Source organism: Streptomyces glaucescens (assembly GCF_002154375.1).
GTDB classification, from domain to species: domain Bacteria; phylum Actinomycetota; class Actinomycetes; order Streptomycetales; family Streptomycetaceae; genus Streptomyces; species Streptomyces glaucescens.
The window spans coordinates 1-20,646 of the sequence record NZ_MUND01000126.1; the positions used below are offsets into that span (position 1 = coordinate 1).

General features: G+C 73.1%; 16 protein-coding genes and 3 pseudogenes. 6 read left to right on the forward strand and 13 right to left on the reverse strand.

Annotated features, from left to right (window positions below; genetic code table 11):
* On the reverse strand, positions 1-380 hold a 380-nt coding region (locus CCN42_RS09245; RefSeq protein ID WP_211294664.1), incomplete at its 3' end, for a ferric reductase-like transmembrane domain-containing protein.
* Between the two features lie 184 nt (positions 381-564).
* On the opposite strand from CCN42_RS09245, the gene CCN42_RS09250 reads away from it, so the two are divergent.
* The 3 genes from CCN42_RS09250 to CCN42_RS09260 all read left to right on the forward strand — a co-directional run bounded on the left by CCN42_RS09250 (position 565) and on the right by CCN42_RS09260 (position 4,876).
* Entirely contained in the window at positions 565-1,257 is a 693-nt protein-coding gene (locus tag CCN42_RS09250) for a response regulator transcription factor (RefSeq protein ID WP_086734459.1), read from the forward strand.
* A 14-nt stretch (positions 1,258-1,271) separates the two neighbouring features.
* Positions 1,272-2,705: a sensor histidine kinase gene (locus tag CCN42_RS09255; protein WP_245877207.1), complete on the forward strand. Its 1,434-nt coding sequence runs from the start codon at positions 1,272-1,274 to the stop codon at positions 2,703-2,705.
* 173 nt (positions 2,706-2,878) lie between these two features.
* On the forward strand, positions 2,879-4,876 hold the full coding sequence (locus CCN42_RS09260) for an alpha-glucuronidase (protein WP_086734461.1): 1,998 nt from the start codon (positions 2,879-2,881) through the stop codon (positions 4,874-4,876).
* Here the strand turns inward: CCN42_RS09260 and CCN42_RS09265 are convergent.
* The 5 genes from CCN42_RS09265 to CCN42_RS09285 all read right to left on the reverse strand — a co-directional run bounded on the left by CCN42_RS09265 (position 4,870) and on the right by CCN42_RS09285 (position 11,127).
* Entirely contained in the window at positions 4,870-6,888 is a 2,019-nt protein-coding gene (locus tag CCN42_RS09265; protein WP_086734463.1) for a beta-galactosidase, read from the reverse strand. The genes CCN42_RS09260 and CCN42_RS09265 overlap by 7 nt on opposite strands.
* Positions 6,885-7,568, reverse strand: coding sequence for a hypothetical protein (locus tag CCN42_RS09270; protein WP_086734465.1), 684 nt, complete (start codon positions 7,566-7,568; stop codon positions 6,885-6,887). The genes CCN42_RS09265 and CCN42_RS09270 overlap by 4 nt, the downstream gene beginning before the upstream one ends.
* Positions 7,569-7,638: 70 nt before the next feature.
* Positions 7,639-9,294 carry an ABC transporter substrate-binding protein gene (locus tag CCN42_RS09275; protein WP_086734467.1) on the reverse strand — a complete coding sequence of 552 codons (1,656 nt, stop codon included), beginning with the start codon at positions 9,292-9,294 and terminating at the stop codon, positions 7,639-7,641.
* A 40-nt stretch (positions 9,295-9,334) separates the two neighbouring features.
* Positions 9,335-10,207: a carbohydrate ABC transporter permease gene (locus CCN42_RS09280; RefSeq protein ID WP_086734469.1), complete on the reverse strand. Its 873-nt coding sequence runs from the start codon at positions 10,205-10,207 to the stop codon at positions 9,335-9,337.
* Positions 10,201-11,127: an ABC transporter permease gene (locus CCN42_RS09285; RefSeq protein ID WP_107427567.1), complete on the reverse strand. Its 927-nt coding sequence runs from the start codon at positions 11,125-11,127 to the stop codon at positions 10,201-10,203. Before CCN42_RS09285 ends, CCN42_RS09280 begins: the two co-directional genes overlap by 7 nt.
* A gap of 265 nt (positions 11,128-11,392) precedes the next feature.
* Here CCN42_RS09285 and CCN42_RS09290 point away from each other — a divergent pair, with 265 nt between their 5' ends.
* Positions 11,393-12,382 (forward strand): acetylxylan esterase, encoded by a 990-nt coding sequence (locus tag CCN42_RS09290; RefSeq protein WP_086734471.1) that lies wholly within the window; start codon positions 11,393-11,395, stop codon positions 12,380-12,382.
* A gap of 4 nt (positions 12,383-12,386) precedes the next feature.
* Here CCN42_RS09290 and CCN42_RS09295 read toward each other — a convergent pair.
* A pseudogene (locus CCN42_RS09295) lies at positions 12,387-12,728 on the reverse strand (amidohydrolase family protein); the annotation flags it as partial.
* Positions 12,729-12,997: 269 nt separating this feature from the next.
* Positions 12,998-13,417 (reverse strand): annotated as a pseudogene (locus CCN42_RS09300) (amino acid transporter); the annotation flags it as partial.
* Here CCN42_RS09300 and CCN42_RS09305 point away from each other — a divergent pair.
* Positions 13,418-13,921 (forward strand): annotated as a pseudogene (locus CCN42_RS09305) (TetR/AcrR family transcriptional regulator C-terminal domain-containing protein); the annotation flags it as partial.
* Between the two features lie 180 nt (positions 13,922-14,101).
* Complete coding sequence (locus CCN42_RS09310; protein WP_086734472.1) at positions 14,102-15,388, forward strand: cation:proton antiporter domain-containing protein; 1,287 nt, start codon at positions 14,102-14,104, stop codon at positions 15,386-15,388.
* Positions 15,389-15,477: 89 nt separating this feature from the next.
* On the opposite strand, the gene CCN42_RS09315 is transcribed toward CCN42_RS09310, so the two are convergent.
* The 5 genes from CCN42_RS09315 to CCN42_RS09335 form a co-directional block, all read right to left on the reverse strand.
* Positions 15,478-16,845: an FAD-dependent oxidoreductase gene (locus CCN42_RS09315; protein WP_245877208.1), complete on the reverse strand. Its 1,368-nt coding sequence runs from the start codon at positions 16,843-16,845 to the stop codon at positions 15,478-15,480.
* 208 nt (positions 16,846-17,053) lie between these two features.
* On the reverse strand, positions 17,054-17,461 hold the full coding sequence (gene msrB, locus CCN42_RS09320) for a peptide-methionine (R)-S-oxide reductase MsrB (RefSeq protein ID WP_086169881.1): 408 nt from the start codon (positions 17,459-17,461) through the stop codon (positions 17,054-17,056).
* Between the two features lie 13 nt (positions 17,462-17,474).
* Positions 17,475-18,872, reverse strand: coding sequence for a UDP-N-acetylmuramate--L-alanine ligase (gene murC / locus CCN42_RS09325; protein ID WP_086734476.1), 1,398 nt, complete (start codon positions 18,870-18,872; stop codon positions 17,475-17,477).
* Between the two features lie 76 nt (positions 18,873-18,948).
* Positions 18,949-19,404 (reverse strand): indole-3-glycerol phosphate synthase, encoded by a 456-nt coding sequence (locus tag CCN42_RS09330; protein WP_086169883.1) that lies wholly within the window; start codon positions 19,402-19,404, stop codon positions 18,949-18,951.
* A 196-nt stretch (positions 19,405-19,600) separates the two neighbouring features.
* On the reverse strand, positions 19,601-20,368 hold the full coding sequence (locus tag CCN42_RS09335) for a pyrimidine reductase family protein (protein WP_086734478.1): 768 nt from the start codon (positions 20,366-20,368) through the stop codon (positions 19,601-19,603).
* Positions 20,369-20,646 lie beyond the last annotated feature (278 nt).

The following is a 20,646-nucleotide window of genomic DNA, read 5'->3' on the forward strand; positions in this document are numbered from 1 at the left end:
AGGTCGACCAGCTGGTCGACCGGGTCCAGCCCGGAGGAGTCCGCGTAGCCGAGGGTGATGAACACGGCGTGCGCGAGCAGGGTCCACAGCAGCGTGAAGCCGGTCCAGCGGTGCCACAGGGTGAGCCGGTCCATGCCGATCCGGCGGTCGAGCCAGGGCAGCCGGGCCACCAGCAGCAGCTGGAAGGCCATGAGCAGGGCGCCGTAGAGGCCGGCCAGCCGGCCGAGCACGATCAGGGCGTTGGAGGCGAAACCGGCCTGGGCGAAGAAGAGGGTCACCACGGCCGCGTTGGCGGCGAGCAGGGCGTACAGTCCGGTGCGCGCCACCACCTTGGGACGTATCGCCGTGGGGGGCCTGGGAGGCGATTGGACGGTCGTCACGGACGCAACTCCTTGGTCGGGGGCCGCGGGCACCCGGTGGATCGGGCCTTGGGGGTGTCTCGACACCGAGCTTGGCCGCCCGGAGCTGTCGATTTCCTGTCGTACAACTTTCAAGTGCGTATCGATCGGTGTCCGCGCGCCGCCCCGGGCTGGTCCGTCCGGGTGGATCGCGCACTATGAACGGGTGGAAAAAGTGCGCCTCCTCGTCGTGGACGACGATCCGCCCATCGCCGACCTCGTCGCCACGGTCGCCCGTTACGAGGGCTGGGAGGCGGCCACCGCGAACACCGGTGAGCAGGCGCTGCGCCGGGCGGCGGAGTTCCGCCCGGACATCGTGGTGCTCGATCTGATGCTGCCCGACCTGGACGGTTTCGGCGTCCTGGACCGGCTGCGCGGCTCGGGCACCATGGTGCCGGTGGTGTTCCTCACCGCGCGCGACGGCGTCGCCGACCGGGTGGCCGGACTGACCCGCGGAGGCGACGACTACCTGGTCAAGCCGTTCGCGGTGGAGGAGCTGATGGCCCGGCTGCGGACGGTGCTGCGGCGCAGCGCCGGGCCGCACGCCCAGCGGCCGGTGCTGCGGGTGGGTGACCTGACGATGGACGAGGACACCCGGCAGGTGCGGCGCGACGGGATGCTGCTGACGCTGACCCCGACGGAGTACGAGGTGCTGCGCTATCTGATGCGCAGGTCGCCGACCGTGCTCACCAAGGCGCAGATCCTCGACCACGTGTGGGAGTACGGCTTCGGCGGCCGGTCCAACGTGGTGGAGCTGGTGGTCAGCCGGCTGCGCCGCAAGCTGGACGAGGCCGGCCGCGGGCAGCTGATCCACACCGTGCGGGGCTTCGGGTACGTGATCCGGCAGGCGGACGAGTGACGCGGGCCCGGCGCCTGGCCGCCCGGCTGCGGCGGGCCCGCCGTGGCATGCGGCTCGGCACCCGGCTGGCGCTGGGCCTGGGTGTGCTGTCGCTGCTGGTGTTCGCCGTGGTCGGCACGGCCCTGACCGCGTACATGCGGGACTATCTGGAGCGGCAGCTCGTCGACCAGCTGCGGCTGGTGCAGGTCGTGCAGTCCAAGGACGCCGCCGAACACGGCACCGTGCGGCGCAAGCCGTACTACGGCTGGTACACGGCGGTGTACGACGTGACCGGCGGCGAGGCCAGGCTGCGCAGGCCCTCCGACGTCCCCGGCGACACCCGCGCCTTCGCCGCGCTCGCCGAGACCATGGTCCGCGACGGCACCGACCCCCTCACCCGCACCGCGCGGATCGACGGGGTGGGCACCTTCCAGCTGCGCGGCTGCGAGGTGGAGCCCGGGGTGGTGCTGGTCAGCGCGGCCCCGCGGCAGGACATCGACGACACCGTGCGGCAGCTGGTCACCGTCCAGGTGGTCGCCTTCGCGCTGGCCCTGCTGGCGCTGGTGGTGTTCGGGCGGCGGATGCTGCGGCGCGGGCTGAAGCCGCTCAGCGACATGGCGCACACCGCGCACGGCATCGCCTCGCACGACCTGTCCGAGTCCGCGGCCCGGCTGCCGCTGCGCGCTCCGCGGGCGGGCGGCGGTCCGGAGGTGGAGGAGCTGCGCACCGCGTTCAACACGATGCTGGAGCACATCGACGACTCCCTCGCGGTGCGCGCGCGGGCCGAGCAGCGGCTGCGCCGGTTCGTCGCGGACGCCTCGCACGAGCTGCGCACCCCGCTGATGTCCGTGCGCGGCTACGCGGACCTGTTCCAGTACGCCGCCGCCAACGAGCCGGAGGAACGCGAACGGCATCTGGCGCGGCTGCGCGCGGAGGCCGCCCGGATGGGGGTCCTGCTGGACGACCTGCTGCTGCTCGCCCGGCTGGACGCGGCCGAGGCGGACACTCCGCTGCGGATGACGCAGGCGGATCTGGCCGAGCTGGTGGAGCAGGCCGCCGACGCGTTCCGGGCCGGCCACCCGGACCGTCCGCTGACCGTGCGGACCGGGGGCGGGCCGGTGCGGCTGCGGCTCGATCCGCAGCGGATCCGGCAGGTGCTGGACAACCTGCTCACCAACGCGGCCGTGCACACCCCGGCCGGGACCGAGGTGTGCGTGGCGGCCTCGGTCTCGGCCGGGGCGGCGCTGGTCCGGGTCACCGACGCGGGGCCCGGGATCTCGGCCGCGGACCGGGAGCGGGTCTTCGACCGTTTCTACCGGGTGGACAAGGCCCGCAGTCGCGACCGGGGCGGCAGCGGCCTGGGCCTGTCCGTGGCCGCGTCCCTGGTGCGGGCGCACGGCGGCACCATCGAGGTGGCGAGTGTGCCGGGCCGGACGGAGTTCACCGTGCGGCTGCCGGTGCGCCCTTGAGGCCCCGGGGCCGTGCCGGGCGCCCGCCGCCCTGTCCCGTACCGAAAGTTTCCGACGGGGGCCGAAGGTCCGCAAACCGCCTCGGACCGGGCGGAGCCCGGTGATCGCCCCCTCCCGCGCGCACCGCCGGCGGGCGATACTTTCCCCGCCGACCGCGCACCGAGGGGGTCCCGTTGACCGCGTCCGCCGCCGCTCCGGATCCCGCCTGGCTGCCCGCGGAGGCCTTCCGTGCCCTCGGCTCGCGACGTGTCCTGGTCGCGGGGACGGGCTCCCTGACCGACACGGTCCACGGCGAAGTGGCCGCGGCGTGCGCGGCGTTCGGCGGCGAAGCAGTCCGGGCCGCGGAGCCGGACGGCCTCGCCCAGGCCTGCGATCTGCTGCTCCACGTCCGCCCCGGGCAGCTGGGCGAGCTGGGCGCGGAAGGGTTCTTCCTCCAGCGGGGCGACGCCCGCACCACGGTGACCGCCGCCGCCCCGCACGGCCTGCTCCACGGCCTCTTCCACGTCGTACGCCTGGGTGAGGCCGCGTTCGCCGGGGAGCGCCCGCGCGAGAGGCACCGCCCGGCGCTCGCCGTGCGCATGCTGAACCACTGGGACAACGTCCGCGTGCACCCGGTGATGGGCCAGGTGGAGCGCGGCTACGCGGGCGGCTCGCTGTTCTGGCGGGACGGCACGGCCCGCGGCGACCTGGACCGCGTCCGGGCGTACGGGCGGCTGCTCGCGGCGAGCGGGATCAACGCGCTGGCCGTGAACAACGTGAACGTGCACGAGGAGGAGGCCCGGCTGCTCACCGGCCGGCTCGGCGAGGTGGCCGGTCTCGCGGACGCGCTGCGCCCGTACGGCATCCGCACCCACCTGTCGGTGACGTTCGCCGCGCCCGTGGTCCTCGGCGGCCTGCCGACCGCCGATCCGCTGGACGATGCGGTGCGCGCCTGGTGGGCGGAGACCACCGCGCGGGTGTACGCGGCGATACCCGACTTCGGCGGATACGTCGTGAAGGCCGACTCGGAGGGCCAACCGGGCCCGTTCGCCTACGGCCGCAGCCACGCCGACGGCGCGAACCTGCTCGCCGACGCGCTCGCCCCGCACGGCGGCACCGTGCACTGGCGGGCCTTCGTCTACGACCACCGCCAGGACTGGCGGGACCGCACGACGGACCGGGCACGGGCCGCGTACGACCACTTCACGCCGCTGGACGGGGATTTCGCCGGCAACGCGGTGCTCCAGGTGAAGCACGGCCCGGTGGACTTCCAGGTGCGGGAGCCCGTGTCGCCGCTGATCGGGGCGATGCCGGGGACCCGGCTCGCGGTGGAGGTGCAGGCCACGCAGGAGTACACCGGGCAACAGCGGCATGTGTGCTGGCTGGGGCCGATGTGGAGCGAGGTGCTGCGGTTCCGGCCGGACGGAGCGGCCGGTGTGGGGGGCCTGGCCGACGCCCTGGTCGCCGTCTCCAACGCCGGGGACGACCCCTACTGGACGGGGCATCCGCTCGCCCAGGCCAACCTCTACACCGTCGGCCGGCTCGGCTGGCGCCCCGACGCGGACCCGCACCGGATCCTCGACGAGTGGATCGAGCTGACCTTCACGCCCGAGCGCACCGGCGACCCCGAGCGGCTGCGGGCCGGGCTGCGCGCGGTGCTGTACGGCTCGTGGCGGACGTACGAGAAGTACACCGCCCCGCTGGGCGTCGGATTCATGGTGCAGCCGGGGCACCACTACGGGCCGAGCGTGGACGGCTACGAGTACAGCCCGTGGGGCACCTACCACTTCGCCGACCGTGACGGCGTCGGCGTCGACCGCAGCCGCGCCACGGGCACCGGGTACGCGGCACAGTACGCGAAGCCGTGGGCAAAGCTGTACGAGTCCCTGCGGACCTGCCCCGACGAGCTGCTGCTGTTCTTCCACCACGTGCCCTACGGCCATGTCCTGCACAGCGGGAAGACGGTGATCCAGCACATCTACGACACCCACTTCGAGGGCGTCGAGGAGGTCGAGGAGGCCCGCCGGGTGTGGGCCTCGCTGGCGGACCTGGTGGAACCGGGGCGGCACGCGCGCGTGGCGGAGCGGTACGAGGAGCAGCTGCGCAGCGCCCGCGAGTGGCGGGACCACATCAACAGCTACTTCTTCCGCAAGTCCGGTGTGCCGGACGCGCACGGCCGCCGGATCTACTGAAGCCGCAGCACCGCCACGCTCCGTGGGCCGAGCGGGAGCGCGTCGCCCCGCTCGACCCGCTTGCCGGTCAGCAGGTCGGCGGCTGGGGCGTGCGCGGTCAGGTGGGCCGCCCGGGCGCCGTGGTTGAGGAGGAAGAGCAGCGTGGTGCCGTCCGGGGTGACCCGGTGCGCGGTCTCGACGTCGCGGTGCCCGGCGTACGGGCCGGTCAGCCCGTGGCGGTCGAGGACCCGGCGGACGACCCGGTCGACGCCGGTCCGGTCCAGCGCGGTGGCGACGTACCAGCCCTCCCCTTCCCCGAACCGGTTGCGGGTGACGGCGGGGGTGCCCGCGTAGAAGTCCTCCTGGTAGAGCCCCACGGGTTCGGCGCCGCGCGGCTGGACGATCTCGAAGACCAGCCGGGCCTCCACCCGCACCCCGTCGAGCAGCACCGGGTTGACGACGTCCGCCGGGCGGGCGTCCCACTCGTCGACCCGCACACCCGTGAGCGGTGCGAGCGGTCCCGGCACGTCGGTGAGGAAGGCCCGGTCGTGGAGGTCGGCGCGGCCGGAGAGGAAGGTGGTGACGACCGTGCCGCCCCGCGCGGCGACGGCCTCCAGGCGGGCCGCGAGATCGTCCTTCACCAGGTGCAGCACGGGCGCGAGGACGACGTCGTACGGCGTGAGGTCCGCGGCCACCGGGATCACGTCGACGTCGGCGCCCGCCTCCCGGGCCGCCCGGTAGTAGGCGTGCACGACGTCCTGGTAGCGGACGAGCCGCGAGGGGCCGTCGGAGATCTCCAGCGCCCACCAGCTGTCCCAGTCGAAGAGCAGGGCGGTCCGGGCGGGGGTGCGGGCGCCGAGCGTGAGGCGCCCGAGGGACTCCAGCTCCTCGCCGAGGGAGGCGACTTCGCGGAAGACGCGGGTGTCGTCCCGGCCCGCGTGGCCGATCACCGCGCCGTGGTACTTCTCGCAGGCGCCGCGCGAGGCCCGCAGCTGGAAGTACAGGACGGCGTCCGCGCCGTGCGCGACCGCCTGCCAGCTCGCCAGGCGCAGCTCGCCGGGGCGGCGCACCGGGTTCACGTCCCGGCAGGCCGTGGTGGACGGGGTCTGCTCCATCAGCCAGAAGGGGGCGCCGTCCTTCAGGCCGCGCATCAGGTCGTGGACGAGGGCGGGCCAGGTCGGCGGGGCGTCCAGGGGCGGGTAGCTGTCCCAGGAGACGAAGTCGAGGTGCGGGGCCCAGCGGTGGTAGTCGAGCGGGCGGAACATGCCCATGAGGTTGGTGGTGACGGGGGTCGCCGGGTCGTGGGCGCGGATCGCCTCCTTCTCGGCGGTGAAGCAGCCGAGCCGGGCGTCGGTGGTGAAGCGGAACCAGTCGAGGGTGATGCCCTGGAAGGCGGTGTGGTCGGGGCCGCGCCAGTGCTCGGTGAGGGCGTGCGGTGGCTCGATCTGCTCCCAGGCGGTGTAGCGATGCGACCAGAAGGTGGTGCACCAGGCGTCGTTGAGGGCGTCGAGGCCGCCGTGGCGCTCACGGAGCCAGCCGCGGAAGGCGCCGGCGCACCGCTCGCAGTGGCAGGGGCCGCCGTACTCGTTGTTGACGTGCCAGGCGAGCAGCGCCGGGTGGCGGGCGTAGCGTTCGGCGAGGCGGCCCGCGAGGGCGGTGGCGAACCTGCGGTACGCCGGTGAGCTGGGGCAGAAGTTGTGGCGCTGGCCGTAGCGGTGCCGGCGGCCCTCGAAGTCGGTGTGGTTGACCTCGGGGTACGCGGTGGCCAGCCAGGGCGGCACGGCGGCGGTGCCGGTGGCCAGGCAGACCCGGCGGCCCTCGGCGGCGGCCCGGTCGAGGATCCGGTCGAGGACGGTGAAGTCGTAGGTGTGCTCGGCGGGCTGGGTGAGCGACCAGGCGAAGACGCCGACGGTCAGGGTGTCGATACCGGCCCGGGTGAACAGCCGGTGGTCCTCGTCCCACACCGGCTCGGGCCACTGCTCGGGGTTGTAGTCGCCGCCGTACGGGATGCGGCCGGTGCGGGGCGCGCTCATGCCGTGAACTCCTTCTCCGTCTCGGCGAGCACCGGGCGGCCCGCGTGCAGCAGGGACAGCAGCAGCGGGGCGGCCAGCAGGGCGGGCAGGGCCTCGGTGAGCAGAGCGGTGAGGGCGGCGGCCAGGGCCAGCAGGGAGAGGGCCGCGAGGGTGGTGCGGCCGTGGCGCAGCAGGAACCAGGCGGCGAGCCGGGCGGTGTCCCGGGCGCGGAAGGTGAACAGCGAGGTCAGCAGCAGGGCGTGCGCGCCCCACAGCAGCGACCCGGCGCCGGTGAGGGCGAGCAGCGCCGCCCACCAGCCGGGCAGGCCGGTCGCGGAGAAGTGGGTGAGGGTGAAGGCGATGACGGTGAGCCAGCCGAGCAGCGGCGTCCACAGTTTCAGCGCGGGCACGGCGTTCAGCCGCCAGCCGCGCCGGAAGGTGCGGGCCGGGTGCAGCTCGGTGAGATCGCCGCTGCGGTGGTGCAGGGCGTAGACGGCGGCGGAGGCCGCGGGGCCGAGCGGCAGCAGGCAGAGGGCGGCCAGCGGCAGGTTCGACGGGTCGGGGCCGAGCAGCAGCAGGCCGGCGAGGCCGGGGGCGGCGGTGAGCAGCAGCAGCGCCTCGACGGTGACCAGGGTGTGGATGAGGGCGGCGGCCCGGGAGAGCGGGCCCTCGCCGAAGGCGGCGGACGGGGCGCCGCTCATCGCGGTTCCCTGCCCGGCCGCCGCCGCTCGTCCGCCCGGGGCGGGCGGCCCGGTCCGTCGGGGACGCGGATCACCCGTTCTCCTTCTCGTAGCGTTCGCGTGCCGTGTTGTGCAGCTCGACGAACCGGTCCATGTTCTTCGCCTTCAGCTCGGAGACGTAGGCGTCCCACTCGGACAGCGGTCGCTTGCCGAGGGCGAACTTCAGGGTGTTCTGGGTGACGTGGTCCCTGAGCGGGGTCTCCCACAGGGCCGCCTGCTCCTGTTCCACGGACTGCAGCGGGTGGGCGGGGCCGATGGGCAGCTGCCGCCGCCGGGCCATGGCGTCCTGGAACCGCTGCTCGTCCGGGGAGAACATCGAGGAGACCAGTTCCCAGCTGCCGCCGTAGGCGAAGACGCCGTTGTAGAAGCCGTAGTCCTTCTGCAGGTCCTCGGGGGCGTCCGGGTCGGAGCCCATGAGGCTGATGCCGGGCTTCGGCGCGTACCGGCGGCCGGAGCGGGTGTAGGTGACGCCCTCGACGCCCCAGCGGGCGAACCGCTGGCCCTCGTCCGAGTACCAGAGCCAGTCCACGAACTGCAGCAGCGCGACGAAGTGGTCGCTGTCGAGCGCCTTCCGGGAGATCATGACGCCGTTCTCCAGCCGGGCGCCGCCCAGCACCACGGGTCCGGCCGGGCCGATCGGCACGGGCACCATCTCGATCCTCGCGCCCTCGACCTGCTTCTCCAGGTTGTAGCGGTAGTTCTGGACCAGCTCCTGCGGGTTGGCGCTGATCGCGAAGGACTTCTCGCCGAGCAGCTTCTGCACGGCCTCGTCGTCGGTCTGGGTGAAGCTCTCCGGGTCGATCAGCTGCTCGGCGACCAGGGTGCGCACGTACTCGATCATCCGGCGGAACCCGTCCGTGGCCCCGGTGAAGACGTACGCCCGCGCGTCGGCGTCCCAGCTGATGTTGTCGTACGTCCATCCGGCGCGCACCCCGTACGCCTGGCCGAGGTAGCTGAACAGGGCGGCGGCCGGGTAGGGGGTGTTGGTGCTCCAGCGGTCGGAGAGCGGGTAGCGGTCGGGGTACTCGGCCTTGATGGCCTTGAAGACCTCGTGGACCTCGTCCCAGGTGGTGGGCGGCTTCAGCCCGAGCCGGTCCAGGACGTCGGTGCGCAGGGACAGCGAGTAGCCGGACCTGACCCGCTCGTGCAGGCCGGGCAGCAGATAGAACCGGCCGTCGGACTGCCGGATCGAGTCCAGTTCCGGCTCCAGCCTCCACTTGCGCACGGCGGCCTGGAAGTTGGGCATGAGATGGACGTAGTCGCTGACCGGGAGGACCGCCCCGGAGGAGACGAACGCGACCTCGGACGGGTGGTACGTCTTGGGGATGAGGAACGGGGCGTCTCCGGAGCCGATGAGGACGCTGCGCTTCTTCTCGTAGTCGGCCAGCGGCACGGCGATCGGCTTCAGGGTGACGCCGGTGCGCTCGGTCAGCTCCTTCCAGAACAGCCAGTCGTCCTTGAGGGGATAGTTCGGGTTGTTGTTGTGCAGCAGCTCGAAGCTGATCGGCTGGGTGGCCTTGAACGGCTCGCCGGCACGGTGGTTCCTCATCGCGCCGTCCCGCTTCTTCGACAGGTCCTTGGCGTCGGCGCCGTCCTCGCCGCCGCCGCAGCCGGTGAGGCCGGCGAGGGAGACGAATCCGGCGGCGGCGAGGATCTGGCGCCGTGACAGCTGGCCTGGATGGTGCACGGGGACTCCCTTGTTCCGTAGGGATGTGCGGGGGTGTGCGTCAGCCCTTGACCGCGCCGAGCATCACGCCCGAGACGAAGTAGCGCTGGACGAACGGGTACACGCAGAGAATGGGCAGCGAGGTGAGCACGATGGTGACGGCCTGGATGTTCGCCGCGACCTGAGTGAGCTGTTCGGTGCCCGCGCCCGCGTTGCCGCCGCCGGTGGCGCCCGCGATGAGGTTGCGCAGGTAGACGGTGACCGGCATCAGCTCGGTGCGGTCCAGGTAGAGGAACGCCCCGAACCAGGAGTTCCAGAAGGACACCGAGTAGAACAGCACCATCGTGGCGATGACCGCCTTGGACAGCGGCAGCACGATCCGCGCCAGGATGCCGTAGGTGCTCAGCCCGTCGATCTGCGCGGCCTCCTCCAGCTCGCTCGGCAGGTTCTCGAAGAAGGCCTTCATCACCAGCAGGTTGAAGACACTGATCGCGTTGGGCAGGGCCAGCGCCCAGACGGTGTTCTTCAGGCCGAGACTGGTGATGAGCACGTAGTTGGGGATGAGCCCGCCGGTGAAGAACATGGTGAACACGGCGATCCCGACCAGGACGCCCCGCCCCCTGAGGTGCCGCTTCGACAGCACATAGGCGTAACAGGTGGTCAGCGTCATGGCGATGACGGTGGAGACGACCGTGTAGAGCACGGTGTTGCCGTAGTTCCGCCAGAACATCGCGTCGCGCAGGACGATGTCGTAGGTGGTGAGGTCGAAGCCCTTGGGCCACAGGGTCACCTCACCGGCCCGGATGTGCCGTTCGCCGCTGAAGGAGCGGGCGATGATGTTGACGAAGGGGTACAGGGTGACGATCACGACCAGGGTGAGGACGGCCCCGTTGATCCCCTGGAAGACGCGGTAGGAACGGCTCGGCCTCACCACAGGCTCGTCCCCACCGTGCGGCGCGAGAGCTGGTTGGCGGTGATGATCAGGACCAGGCCGATGACCGCCTCGAACAGGCCGATCGCGGCGGCGTAGCTGAAGCTGTTGGACTCCACACCCGTGCGGTACAGGTACGTCGAGATGACGTCGGCGGTCGGGTAGGTCAGCGGGTTGTACAGCAGCAGGATCTTCTCGAAGCCGACCGCCAGGAAGGTGCCGATGTTGAGGATCAGCAGCGTGATCATGGTGGGCCGGATGCCGGGCAGGGTGACGTGCCAGATCTGCTGCCAGCGGTTGGCCCCGTCGATCCGGGCCGCCTCGTACAGGTCGTCGTCGATGGTGGTGAGCGCGGCCAGGTAGAGGATCGTGCCCCAGCCCGCGGTCTGCCAGATCTCCGAGCCGACGTAGATGGTGCGGAACCACTCGGGTTCCTGGATGAACCGGATCGGCTCGTGGCCGAACCAGCCGAGGAGATGGTTGACCGGGCCGTCCGTCGACAGCATCTGGAGCGTGATGCCGGCGACGATCACGATCGACAGGAAGTGCGGCAGGTAGGACACCGACTGCACGAACCGTTTCAGCGCGCGGGTGCGGACCTCGTTGAGGAGCAGCGCCAGCACGATCGGGATCGGGAAGCAGAAGACGAGGGTGAGCGCGCCGATCCACAGGGTGTTGCGGAACACCTGCCAGAAGGTGGGGTCGCCGAGGAACATCTCCACGTAGCGCAGCCCCACCCACTCCTCGCCGAAGATCGACCCTCCGGGCTCGAAGCGGCGGAAGGCGATGACGTTGCCGATCATCGGGAGATAGCGGAACACCAGGAAGAACAGCAGCGGCAGCACCGCCAGCGAGTACAACTGCCAGTCGCGGCGCAGCGCCTGCCGCCAGGTGCGGCGCGCCCCGACGGTGGGGGTGGTCATGTTCGTGCCTCCGCTCATCACCGCGCACGCCTGGCGCCGGACCGACAAGTGCCACGAATGTTCCGGGATTGCTGCCGCAACTTAAGTGCGCGTGTGACGGGTGTCAATGGGTGTCACAGCGGGTGCCGTTGACTGTGGATCGCCGACGCGCTCCGCCAACTCCGCTCTGAGCAGCTGGTTTTGGGAGCACTGGGAATTCGAAACTTTCAGAGGCATGACCGTAACGATCGGACGGGTAATCCTGTCCTGACTCCTGGGAGGTGCCGTGCCCGCGTTCGACATGCCGCTGGACCAACTGGAGAACCACCGCCCCGTCCCCGACGAGCCCGCCGACTTCGACGCCTTCTGGCAGGCCACGCTGAAGGACGCCGAACCGGCGTCACCCGTCCTGTCCGCCCGCCCGGTCGCCACCGGTCTGCGGCTGGTCGACACCTGGGACGTGACCTTCCCCGGCTTCGCGGGCGACCCGGTGCGCGCCTGGTACACCCGCCCGGCCCGGGCCGCCGGCCCGCTGCCCGCCGTCGTCGAGTACGCGGGATACGGCCGCGGGCGCGGGCTGCCGCACGAACGGCTCACCTGGGCCGCCGCCGGGTACGCCCATCTGCTCATGGACAACCGGGGCCAGGGCGATCAGTACGGCAACGGCGGCGCCACCCCCGACCCGCACGCCGCCGCACCGGGCGGCCCCGGCCCCGCCGTACGCGGGCTGCTGGACCCGTACGACTACCACTACCGGCGGCTGATCACCGACGCGGTCCGCGCGGTCGCCGCGCTGCGGGCGCTGCCCGGGGTGGACCCGGCCCGGGTGGCGGCGGCCGGCAACAGCCAGGGCGGCGGGCTCGCGCTGGCCGTCGCCGGACTGGTCCCGGACCTGGCGGCGGTGCTGGTCACCGCCCCGCTGCTGTGCGGCATCCGGCGCGCCCTCGACCTCACCGACGCGGGCCCCTACGGCGAGATCGCCGCCTACCTCGCCGTCCACCGCGGCGCCGAGACCGCCGCCCAGCGCACCCTCGGCTACGTCGAGGGCATCTCCTTCGCCCGCCGCGCCACCGCGCCCGCGCACTTCGGCGTCGGCCTGCGCGACACGGTCTGCCCGCCCAGCGGCGCCTACGCCGCCTGCCACCGCTACGGCGAACTGACGGGCGGCGATCCGCACCGTGAGCTGCACGCGTACCCGTTCAACGGACACGAGGGCGGGGAGGCGGCGCACACCCGGCGCCAACTCGACTGGCTGAGCGGGCGGCTCACGCCCTGAGGAGTCAGCCCTCCCGGTGCACGACGTGCCCCCCGGTGACGGTCAGCCGCACCGGTGCCTGCGCGACCTCGTCCGCCGGAGCCTCGACCGGATCGAGACCGAAGACGGTCAGATCGGCGCGGAAGCCCTCGGCGACGCGTCCGGCGACGGCCGCCTCGCCGACGGCGAGCGCCGCGTGGGTGGTGCAGCCCTCCACGGCCTGCAGGCCGGTGAGCCCGGCCCGCGCGGACGCCGCGCCCCGCGGGGCGCGCGCGGTGGCGAGCACGGCGCGGGCGTCGTGGTGGGCGATCGGCCAGTCCGAGCCGAGCGCGACGACCGCGCCCGCGTCGCGCAGGTGCCGCAGCCGCCCCCCACACCGGGTGGCTGTGGGCGTCCACCAGCCCCGGCACGAGCCGGCCGCCGCCCAGGTCGACGACCTCGGTGCCGGGGCCGCGCCAGTCGCGTACGTCGTCCGGCTCCCCGACGGCGGCGATCCGCCCGTCGCGCACGGCGACCGCAAAGGCGTAGGGCCGGTCGGGATCGAGGGTGCGGACACGGGCGCCGGTGAGGACGAGGTCGGCGGCGGGCATACGGGCTCCTTCACGGGTGCGGGGCGGGGTGGATCCGGGCGGCGGGTCAGCCGGCGTCCGCGTCGGCGGCGGGCCCCGCGGCGAACCGCTGGTAGACGTCGGGGCGCCGGCGGCGCAGCCCGCGGGCGAGCAGCAGCCCGGCGAGGAAGACGGCCGGGACGAGCGCCGCGAGCACGGTGTTCACGGTCGTGGAGGCGCCGGTGAACTCGGCGAGGTGGGTGACGACCAGGCCGAGGGCCGCGGTGAGCAGCACCGCGGCGACGAGCGGCGCCACGAGGGTGCGCAGCACGCCCTCCAGGTGGCGGATGCGCCGGACGTACAGCGGCACGGCCACCGCGGCCAGCGGTTGCAGCGCCATCAGGCCCAGCATGCCCGGGGTGTTGATACACAGCAGCAGCTGCCCGTACGGGTCGGCCCCGGCGGCGGCGAAGGCGAGGACGACGATCGCGCCGAGGACGGTCTGGGCCGGCTCGGTGTGCAGACCGGTTCGCTGTACCACCACGTGGACGGCCGGGACGGCATCGTCGAGCTGCTGCGCGAACGGGTGGCGGAGCGCATCGACGCCGGGACCCTGGAACTGCGCCCCTGGGACCGGGCGCTGGCCGCCTGGGCACGCTCCTACCGGGCCGCCTTCGCCGCCCATCCGCGCGCCATCCCGATGCTGACGACCTCCCCGGTCCGCGCGCCCCGCGTCCTCGCCCAGTACGAGCGGGCGGTCGCCCTCCTCCTCGACGCGGGCTTCCCACTGCCCGACGTCATGCCGGTCCTCACCGCGCTGGAGAACCTGGTCCTCGGCTCGGCCCTGGACCTGGCCGCCCCCGACACCATGTGGGAGATCGCCGACGGCACCGCCACCCCACGGCTGGCCCAGGCCCTGCACGCCGTCGGCGGACACCGCGCGGACCTGGCCTTCGACATCGCCCTCGACGGCTTCCTCGCCGACGCGCGGCGCAGGCTCGCAGAGGCCTGAGACGGGGCCGGCCCGCCCCCGGCCGGTGACCCGGGGTCATGCCGGCTGCGGCCATCCTCCGGGCGGGCCGCCCTGGCTCATTGCTTTCGGCCCTTTTTCGCGACCGGCTCACCGTGCGGACGCAGCGGCGACGATTCGCCCAGGCAGTTCTGCCGACCGCGACGGACGGAGACGGACCACATGACCGCTCAACAGACCACGGCACTGCTCGCGGGCCTCGCCGTGCTCGTGATCCTGGCCCGGCTGCTCGGCGCGCTGGCGCGCCGCCTCGGCCAGCCCGCGGTGATCGGAGAGGTGCTGGCCGGCATCGCGCTCGGGCCGACCCTGTTCCACGGGGCGATCTCCGACGCCCTCTTCCCCGACGACATACGGCCCCTGCTGAGCGCCCTCGCCGCGGTCGGCATCGCCGTCTTCATGTTCATCATCGGCCTGGAGTGGGACGCCACGCTGATCCGGGGCATCGGAAGCCTCGCCGCCACCGTCTCCTTCAGCTCGATCCTCCTGCCCTTCGGCCTCGGCGCGGCCCTGGCCCTGTACCTCCTCGACGACCACGCCGCCGACGACCGGACGGCGTTCATGCTCTTCATGGGCATCGCCATGTCGATCACCGCGTTCCCGGTGCTGGCCCGGATCCTCACCGACCGGGGCATGTCCCGCAGCCCGCTCGGCGTGGTGGCGCTGGCCTGCGCCTCGATCGACGACGTGCTCGCCTGGTCCCTGCTCGCCGCGGTGGTCGCCATCAGCGGCTCGGCCGGCTCCGAGGAGTGGCGCATCCTGCTCGCCGTGCCCTACCTGCTGGGCATGTTCTTCGTGGTACGCCCGCTGCTCCGCCGGTTCGCGGACCGCCGGACCGGCCTCCGGCTCACCCCCACCGTGCTCGCCGGAGTCCTCGCCGGACTGCTGCTGTCGGCCGCCGCCACCGAGTGGCTGGGTCTGCACTACATCTTCGGGGCGTTCCTGTTCGGGGTGATCCTGCCGCGCACCGGCACCGCGCAGCTGCGCGAGGACGTCCACGACCGCCTCGGCCAGATGAGCGGCACCCTGCTGCTGCCGGTGTTCTTCCTGGTCGCGGGTCTGAAGGTGGACCTGTCCGGGCTCGACGCGAGCGGGCTCGGCGACCTGGGGCTGATCCTCGCGGTGGCCATCGGCGGCAAGTTCGCGGGCGCGTTCGCCGCCGCCCGCCTGAACAGGATGCCGGTGCGGGAGTCCACCGCGCTGGCCACGCTGATGAACACCCGGGGCCTGACCGAACTCATCGTCCTGAACGTCGGCCTGCAGCTGGGCATCCTCGGCCAGGACCTCTATTCGCTCATGGTCGTCATGGCGGTGGTGACGACGGCGATGGCGGGTCCGCTGCTGAACTGGATCCTGGGCCGCCCCGACACTCCCGACGGTCCCGGCAGCCATGGCCGCCCCGGCGCCCGGGCCACCCCGGCGGCGAAACGCACGACGGACCCCGCCGTCTGAGGCCCGCCCCGCCTACGGGGGCGGGGGCCGCATGCGGTTCGTCCGGCTCGTGCGCGGCCCGAAGGGACTTCAGGCGGAGCACGTCCGCGTCATGGACGGGTGATCGTCTCCCGTTCCTCCGGTGCCGTGGGCGGCTCCGCCGGCGCGGGCGGGGGCGCGCCGAAGAGGACCGCCCGGGCCACGGGTGGCGCGAACAGGGTGGTGACGGGCGCGGAGAGGGTCAGCACGGCGCGGAAGGCGCGGCCCACGACGGGGTCGCTCGGGTAGCGCTCCTGGACGCGCCGCAGGTACCACTCGGCGGCGCGGTCCGCGGGCCGGCTCGCCACCGCGGTGCCGGTCGCGCCGGGCATCTTGCGGTCCGCTCCGGCGGAGATGTCCCAGGCCTGCCGGGAGGCCGTGAGGAGGGCCCGCTGCACGCGCGCCGCGGTGGGGGTGCGGCGGGGATCGGCCAGCGCGTCGCGCAGGGCGACCGCGCTCATCGCGGCGACGGCCATGCCCTGCCCGTAGATCGGGTTGAAGGTGCACAGGGCGTCGCCGGTGGCGAGGAATCCGGCCGGGCGGCGGCCGGGCAGGTCGTAGCGGCGGCGGACGTTGGCGGTCCGCCGGCAGCCGAACGCCGGGGAGAGCGGCTCGGCCTCGTCCAGCCAGCGGTGCAGCGGCGGATGCGGCAGCCGCTTGGCGTACGTCACGAACGCGTCGTCGTCCGTGGGCGGTTCGTCGCCGCGCAGCCCCGACACGATGACCAGGTGGGTGCCGTCCTCCAGCGGCAGCGCACCGCCGCCGTGGACCTGGGCGGGGGTGGGATAGACGTAGTAGCCGGCGGTGTCGCCGCCGAGGACGCCGTCCTTGCCGCGGTAGACGCGGGAGGCGTACGCCAGCCCCGTGTCGATGGTCTCCTCGCGCGGGGCCTGCGCACCGATCGCCGTGAGCCACTGCGGGGCTTTCGTCCCGCTGCCGGAGGCGTCGACGACGAGGTCGGCCGCGAGGGTCCGCTGTTCCCTCCGGGCGCCGCCGGAGCGGTCCCGCAGCAGCACGCCGCGCACGCGCGAGGCGTCACCGGCCAGCCCGACGGCCTCGGTCCCCTCCACCACGCCGATCACCGGGTTGGCCAGTACCCGCCGCCGCAGCAGCTCCTCCAGCTGGGCACGGGATCCGGTGTACATGTGGGTCGTCGCGGGCACGCGGCGGAACCAGCGCTCGTCCTGCCTCAGCACCAGGTCCGACGGCAGCCCCACGCAGGGCGCTCCCGCCGCCCGCAGTTCCGCCAGGAAGCCAGGCAGCAGCGACTCCAGCGCCAGCTGCCCGCCCTCCAGCAGCACGTGCGGATGCCGGCCCTGCGCCACACCGGGCCGCGGCTTCGTCCCGTCCGGGAACCGGTCGCGCTCGACGATCGTCACCCGGTCCGCGTGGCCGGCGAGCACATGCGCCGCGAGCAGCCCCGCGAGGCTGCCGCCCACGACGACCGCGTGCCGACCGCCCCGGCCGCCGGTCTCGCTCCGACGGCCTTCGTCTCCAGCAGAGTCCACCGATCCGCTCCCCGGGTCGCCTCGACGTGAGAGGTCACCAGTATCCCGGTCCGCGGGGCGGGTTGACGGCGTCATGGGGACGTTTCGGGCGGCGCCCCCTCACGTCGCCGCACGCCGCCGCACGCCCCTTCACGCCACCTCACGCCTCGTCGGGCGCCAGCCGCAGTGCGATCGAGTTGATGCAGTACCGCTGGTCCGTCGGCGTCGGATACCCCTCGCCCTCGAAGACGTGCCCGAGATGCGACCCGCACCGGGCGCACCGCACCTCCGTGCGCACCATGCCGTGCGAGTGGTCCTGCAGGAGTTCGACCGCGTCGGTGTCCTTGGGGTCGTAGAAGGACGGCCAGCCGCAGTGGGAGTCGAACTTGGTGTCGGAGGTGAACAGCTCCGCGCCGCAGGCCCGGCAGGAGTAGACGCCCTTGGTCTTGGTGTCCGTGTACTCACCGGTGAACGCGGGCTCGGTCCCGGCCTGGCGCAGCACGGCGTACTCGGCCGGGCTCAGCTCCGCGCGCCACTGCTCGTCCGGCTTCTCGACGTCGTACGACATGTGCTTCAGCCCCTCACTTCGACTGGCTCGACAGACGGTCCAGGATGCGCGGGCCGAGGTCGGTGACGTCGCCCGCGCCCATGGTGAGAACGAGATCGCCGGGGCGGGCCATTCCCGCGATCACGTCCGGCACGTCGGCCTTGTCCGGCACGGCCGTCACCTCGGCCCCCGCCGCACGGGCCGCGTCGACGATCAGCTCGCTGGTGATGCCGGGGATCGGGTCCTCACGGGCCGGGTAGATGTCGAGGACCACGGAGGCGTCGGCGAGCGCCAGCGACTGGCCCATCTCCTTGCCCAGCTCCTGGGTGCGGGAGAACAGGTGCGGCTGGAAGACGACGAGGATGCGGGAGTCGCCGGCCGCGGCCCGCATGGCCTCCAGGTCGGCGGTCATCTCGGTCGGGTGGTGGGCGTAGGAGTCGATCACCTGGACCCCGGCGGCCTCGCCCTTCAGCTGCAGGCGCCGCTTGACGCCGGTGTACGCGGCCAGCGCCGGTGCCAGCTCCGCCGCCGGAATGCCGAGCGCCGCGCCCGCCACGAGGGCGGCGACCGCGTTGTGTGCGTAGTGGCGGCCGGGGACGGAGACCGTGAAGGTGAGCGGCGTGCCGTCCAGCTCGACGGTCACCTCGCTCTTCAGGCCCTGCGGGACGACGGAGAGCACCCGGACGTCGGCGTCCTGCGACTCGCCGTACGTCACCGTCCGCACCGCGCCCGCGAGGCGGCGGGTCAGCTCGCGCGCGCCCTCGTGGTCCGCGGAGATCACCAGGGTGCCGCCGGGGACGATCCTGCCCGCGAAGGTCTCGAAGGACTCGTAGATCTCGTCGATCGAGGCGTAGTTGGCGTGGTGGTCCAGCTCCACGTTGAGGACGATGGCGACCTCGGGTGCGTACTTGTGGAAGCTGCGGTCGCTCTCGTCCGCCTCGGCGACGAAGATCTCGCCGTCGCCGTGCAGCGCGTTCGAGCCGGGCGCGTCCAGGTCGCCGCCGATGGCGTACGACGGGTCCAGGCCCAGCTCGGAGAGGGAGACCGCGAGCATCGACGTGGTGGTGGTCTTGCCGTGCGTGCCGGCGACCGCGATCGGGCGCAGACCGTCCATCAGCGCGGCGAGGGCGTCGGAGCGGTGCACCACCGGGATGCCGAGCTCGGCCGCGCGGGCCAGTTCCGGGTTGTCGGCGCGGATCGCCGAGGACACGACCACGCAGCTGGCGTCGTCGGCCAGGTGCTCGGCGGCGTGCCCGATGTGCACCGTCGCGCCCAGCGCGCGCAGCGCGTCGGCCGTCGCGGACTCCTTGGCGTCACTGCCCGCGACCTTGGCGCCGCGCTGTGTGAGGATCTTGGCGATGCCCGACATTCCGGCTCCGCCGATGCCGATGAAGTGCGGTCGGTCCATGGCGGTAGGAAGGCCGGGTGCCATGCGTTGTTCTCCCCAGGATGCGGTACGTCGGTGGGCGCGCCCCGTGGCGGTCCGCCGGGGGGCGCGCCGCCCAAGCCTATGCCTTGCTGTGGGAGAACAGTTTGAGCACCGGCACGCCGACCTTGTGCCGGGCCCTCGACGCCCAGTCCCGGTGGAAGAACTCCTCCACGTAGTGCGGGTCGGTCAGGACGATCACCTCGTCCGCCCCGACCTCCGCGACCAGCGACTTCAGGGCGTCCAGGGGGTGGTCCTCGATGAGCCGCCCGTCGGCGGTGCTGCCCGCCGCGCGCAACGCCGCCAGGGACACCTCCAGGGCCCGTTCGCCCTCGCTCCTGGCCTCCTCGCCCTCCGGGGTCTCGCCCTCGCGCACGGCCTCCTCCACCGCGCCGATGGCGAGGTCGTCGATGGCGCGCAGCAGGCGGTCCGCCTGCTCGCCGCGCGGCTGGAGCAGGACGTGGAAGCGGACCGGCTCGTCCCCGTGCAAGGTCGTGACGAACTCCACGTCGGCGGACGTCAGGGCCTTCTCAATCATCAAAACGCTTGTGAACACCAGGCGCCCCTTCTGCTTCGAGGGCCCTCGTCGCCCTCAGTCCTCCGTGGACCGTGCCAGGCCCTGCGGAAACCATCCTGCCCCGTGATCGCACGGGTACTGCGAGTCCTAGTGTGCCCAGCGGAAGCTAAGCGGAGCGACATGTTCCACTTAGGCGGAATTGCGGATTCCATCGCACTCACGACCGACGGTAGCGGGAGAAGAGGAACCCGGCCTCCTCCAGCAGCGACACCAGGGCGTACTGCTGCGGCACGGTCACACCCGGTCCGCCCGCGATCCGCTGGGCGTCGCCCGCGGTGAGCATCGGCGAGACGGTCAGACACAGCTCGTCCAGCACCCCGGCCGCCACCAGCTGCCCCAGCAGGCGCGGGCCGCCCTCGGTGAGCAGCCGGGTGTGCCCCAGCTCGGCGAGCGCCCGCACCGCGCGGGCGGGCTCCACACCCGTCCCGCCCCCGGCGACCACCACCCGCGCGCCGGCCTTCTCGGCCGCTGCGATCCGGTCCGGGGCCGCCGCGGCGCCGGTCAGCACCAGCGTGGGCACCAGCGGCGAGGTGAAGAGCGGGAGGGAGAAGTCCAGCTCCAGGCCGGCGGAGACCACCGCGATGGCGGGGGCGGGGCCCTGCCCGGCCGCCGCGCGCAGGTCCGCGAAGTCCGCGCGCACCTTCGCCGGCCGGTAGCCCTCCTGGCGGACCGTTTCAGCACCGACCACCACCACATCGGCCAGCGCGCGCAGCGTGCCGAAGATCCGCATGTCGGCCGCGCTGGAGATGGGCTGGGACCGGCCGTCGTGCTGCGCCGCCCCGTCCAGGGTGGACACCATGTTGGCCCGCAGCCAGGCCACCGGCTCCCCCGGCCCCGGCTCCGGATAGGCATAGGCCTCCGCCAGCTCGGCAAGGCTCCACTCACGGTCATCGGCCTCGGCGGCCACAGGGAACAGGCGTCGCATGCGGTGCAGTGTTCCACGCCAGAGCAATACGGAACGTATTCGAGCGATGCGGCCCGCGACCGAAGGGGCACGGGCCGGCGCACCACCGAACCCCACGGCCGCACCCCCCACCGAAAAAGGGGCGCGAGGAACCGCGCTACCGACCACGACGAAGCCGCACCCGCACGACGCCGGCACCCGCCGCCCCGGCGGGCGCCCCGGGACACCCCGTAGCATGGATGACCGTGTCCAGCACCCCCGCCCCCGCCGACCGCCCGCCGATCTGTTTCTTATACACC

What these genes read in the sequence shown, in the direction of transcription:
- CCN42_RS09330 (WP_086169883.1), bottom strand. Translation starts at nt 19,404, where the DNA reads ATGATTGAGAAGGCCCTGACGTCCGCCGACGTGGAGTTCGTCACGACC.
- CCN42_RS09285 (WP_107427567.1), bottom strand. Translation starts at nt 11,127, where the DNA reads ATGACCACCCCCACCGTCGGGGCGCGCCGCACCTGGCGGCAGGCGCTG.
- CCN42_RS09270 (WP_086734465.1), bottom strand. Translation starts at nt 7,568, where the DNA reads ATGAGCGGCGCCCCGTCCGCCGCCTTCGGCGAGGGCCCGCTCTCCCGG.
- msrB (WP_086169881.1), bottom strand. Translation starts at nt 17,461, where the DNA reads ATGTCGTACGACGTCGAGAAGCCGGACGAGCAGTGGCGCGCGGAGCTG.
- murC (WP_086734476.1), bottom strand. Translation starts at nt 18,872, where the DNA reads ATGGCACCCGGCCTTCCTACCGCCATGGACCGACCGCACTTCATCGGC.
- CCN42_RS09310 (WP_086734472.1), top strand. Translation starts at nt 14,102, where the DNA reads ATGACCGCTCAACAGACCACGGCACTGCTCGCGGGCCTCGCCGTGCTC.
- CCN42_RS09265 (WP_086734463.1), bottom strand. Translation starts at nt 6,888, where the DNA reads ATGAGCGCGCCCCGCACCGGCCGCATCCCGTACGGCGGCGACTACAAC.
- CCN42_RS09335 (WP_086734478.1), bottom strand. Translation starts at nt 20,368, where the DNA reads ATGCGACGCCTGTTCCCTGTGGCCGCCGAGGCCGATGACCGTGAGTGG.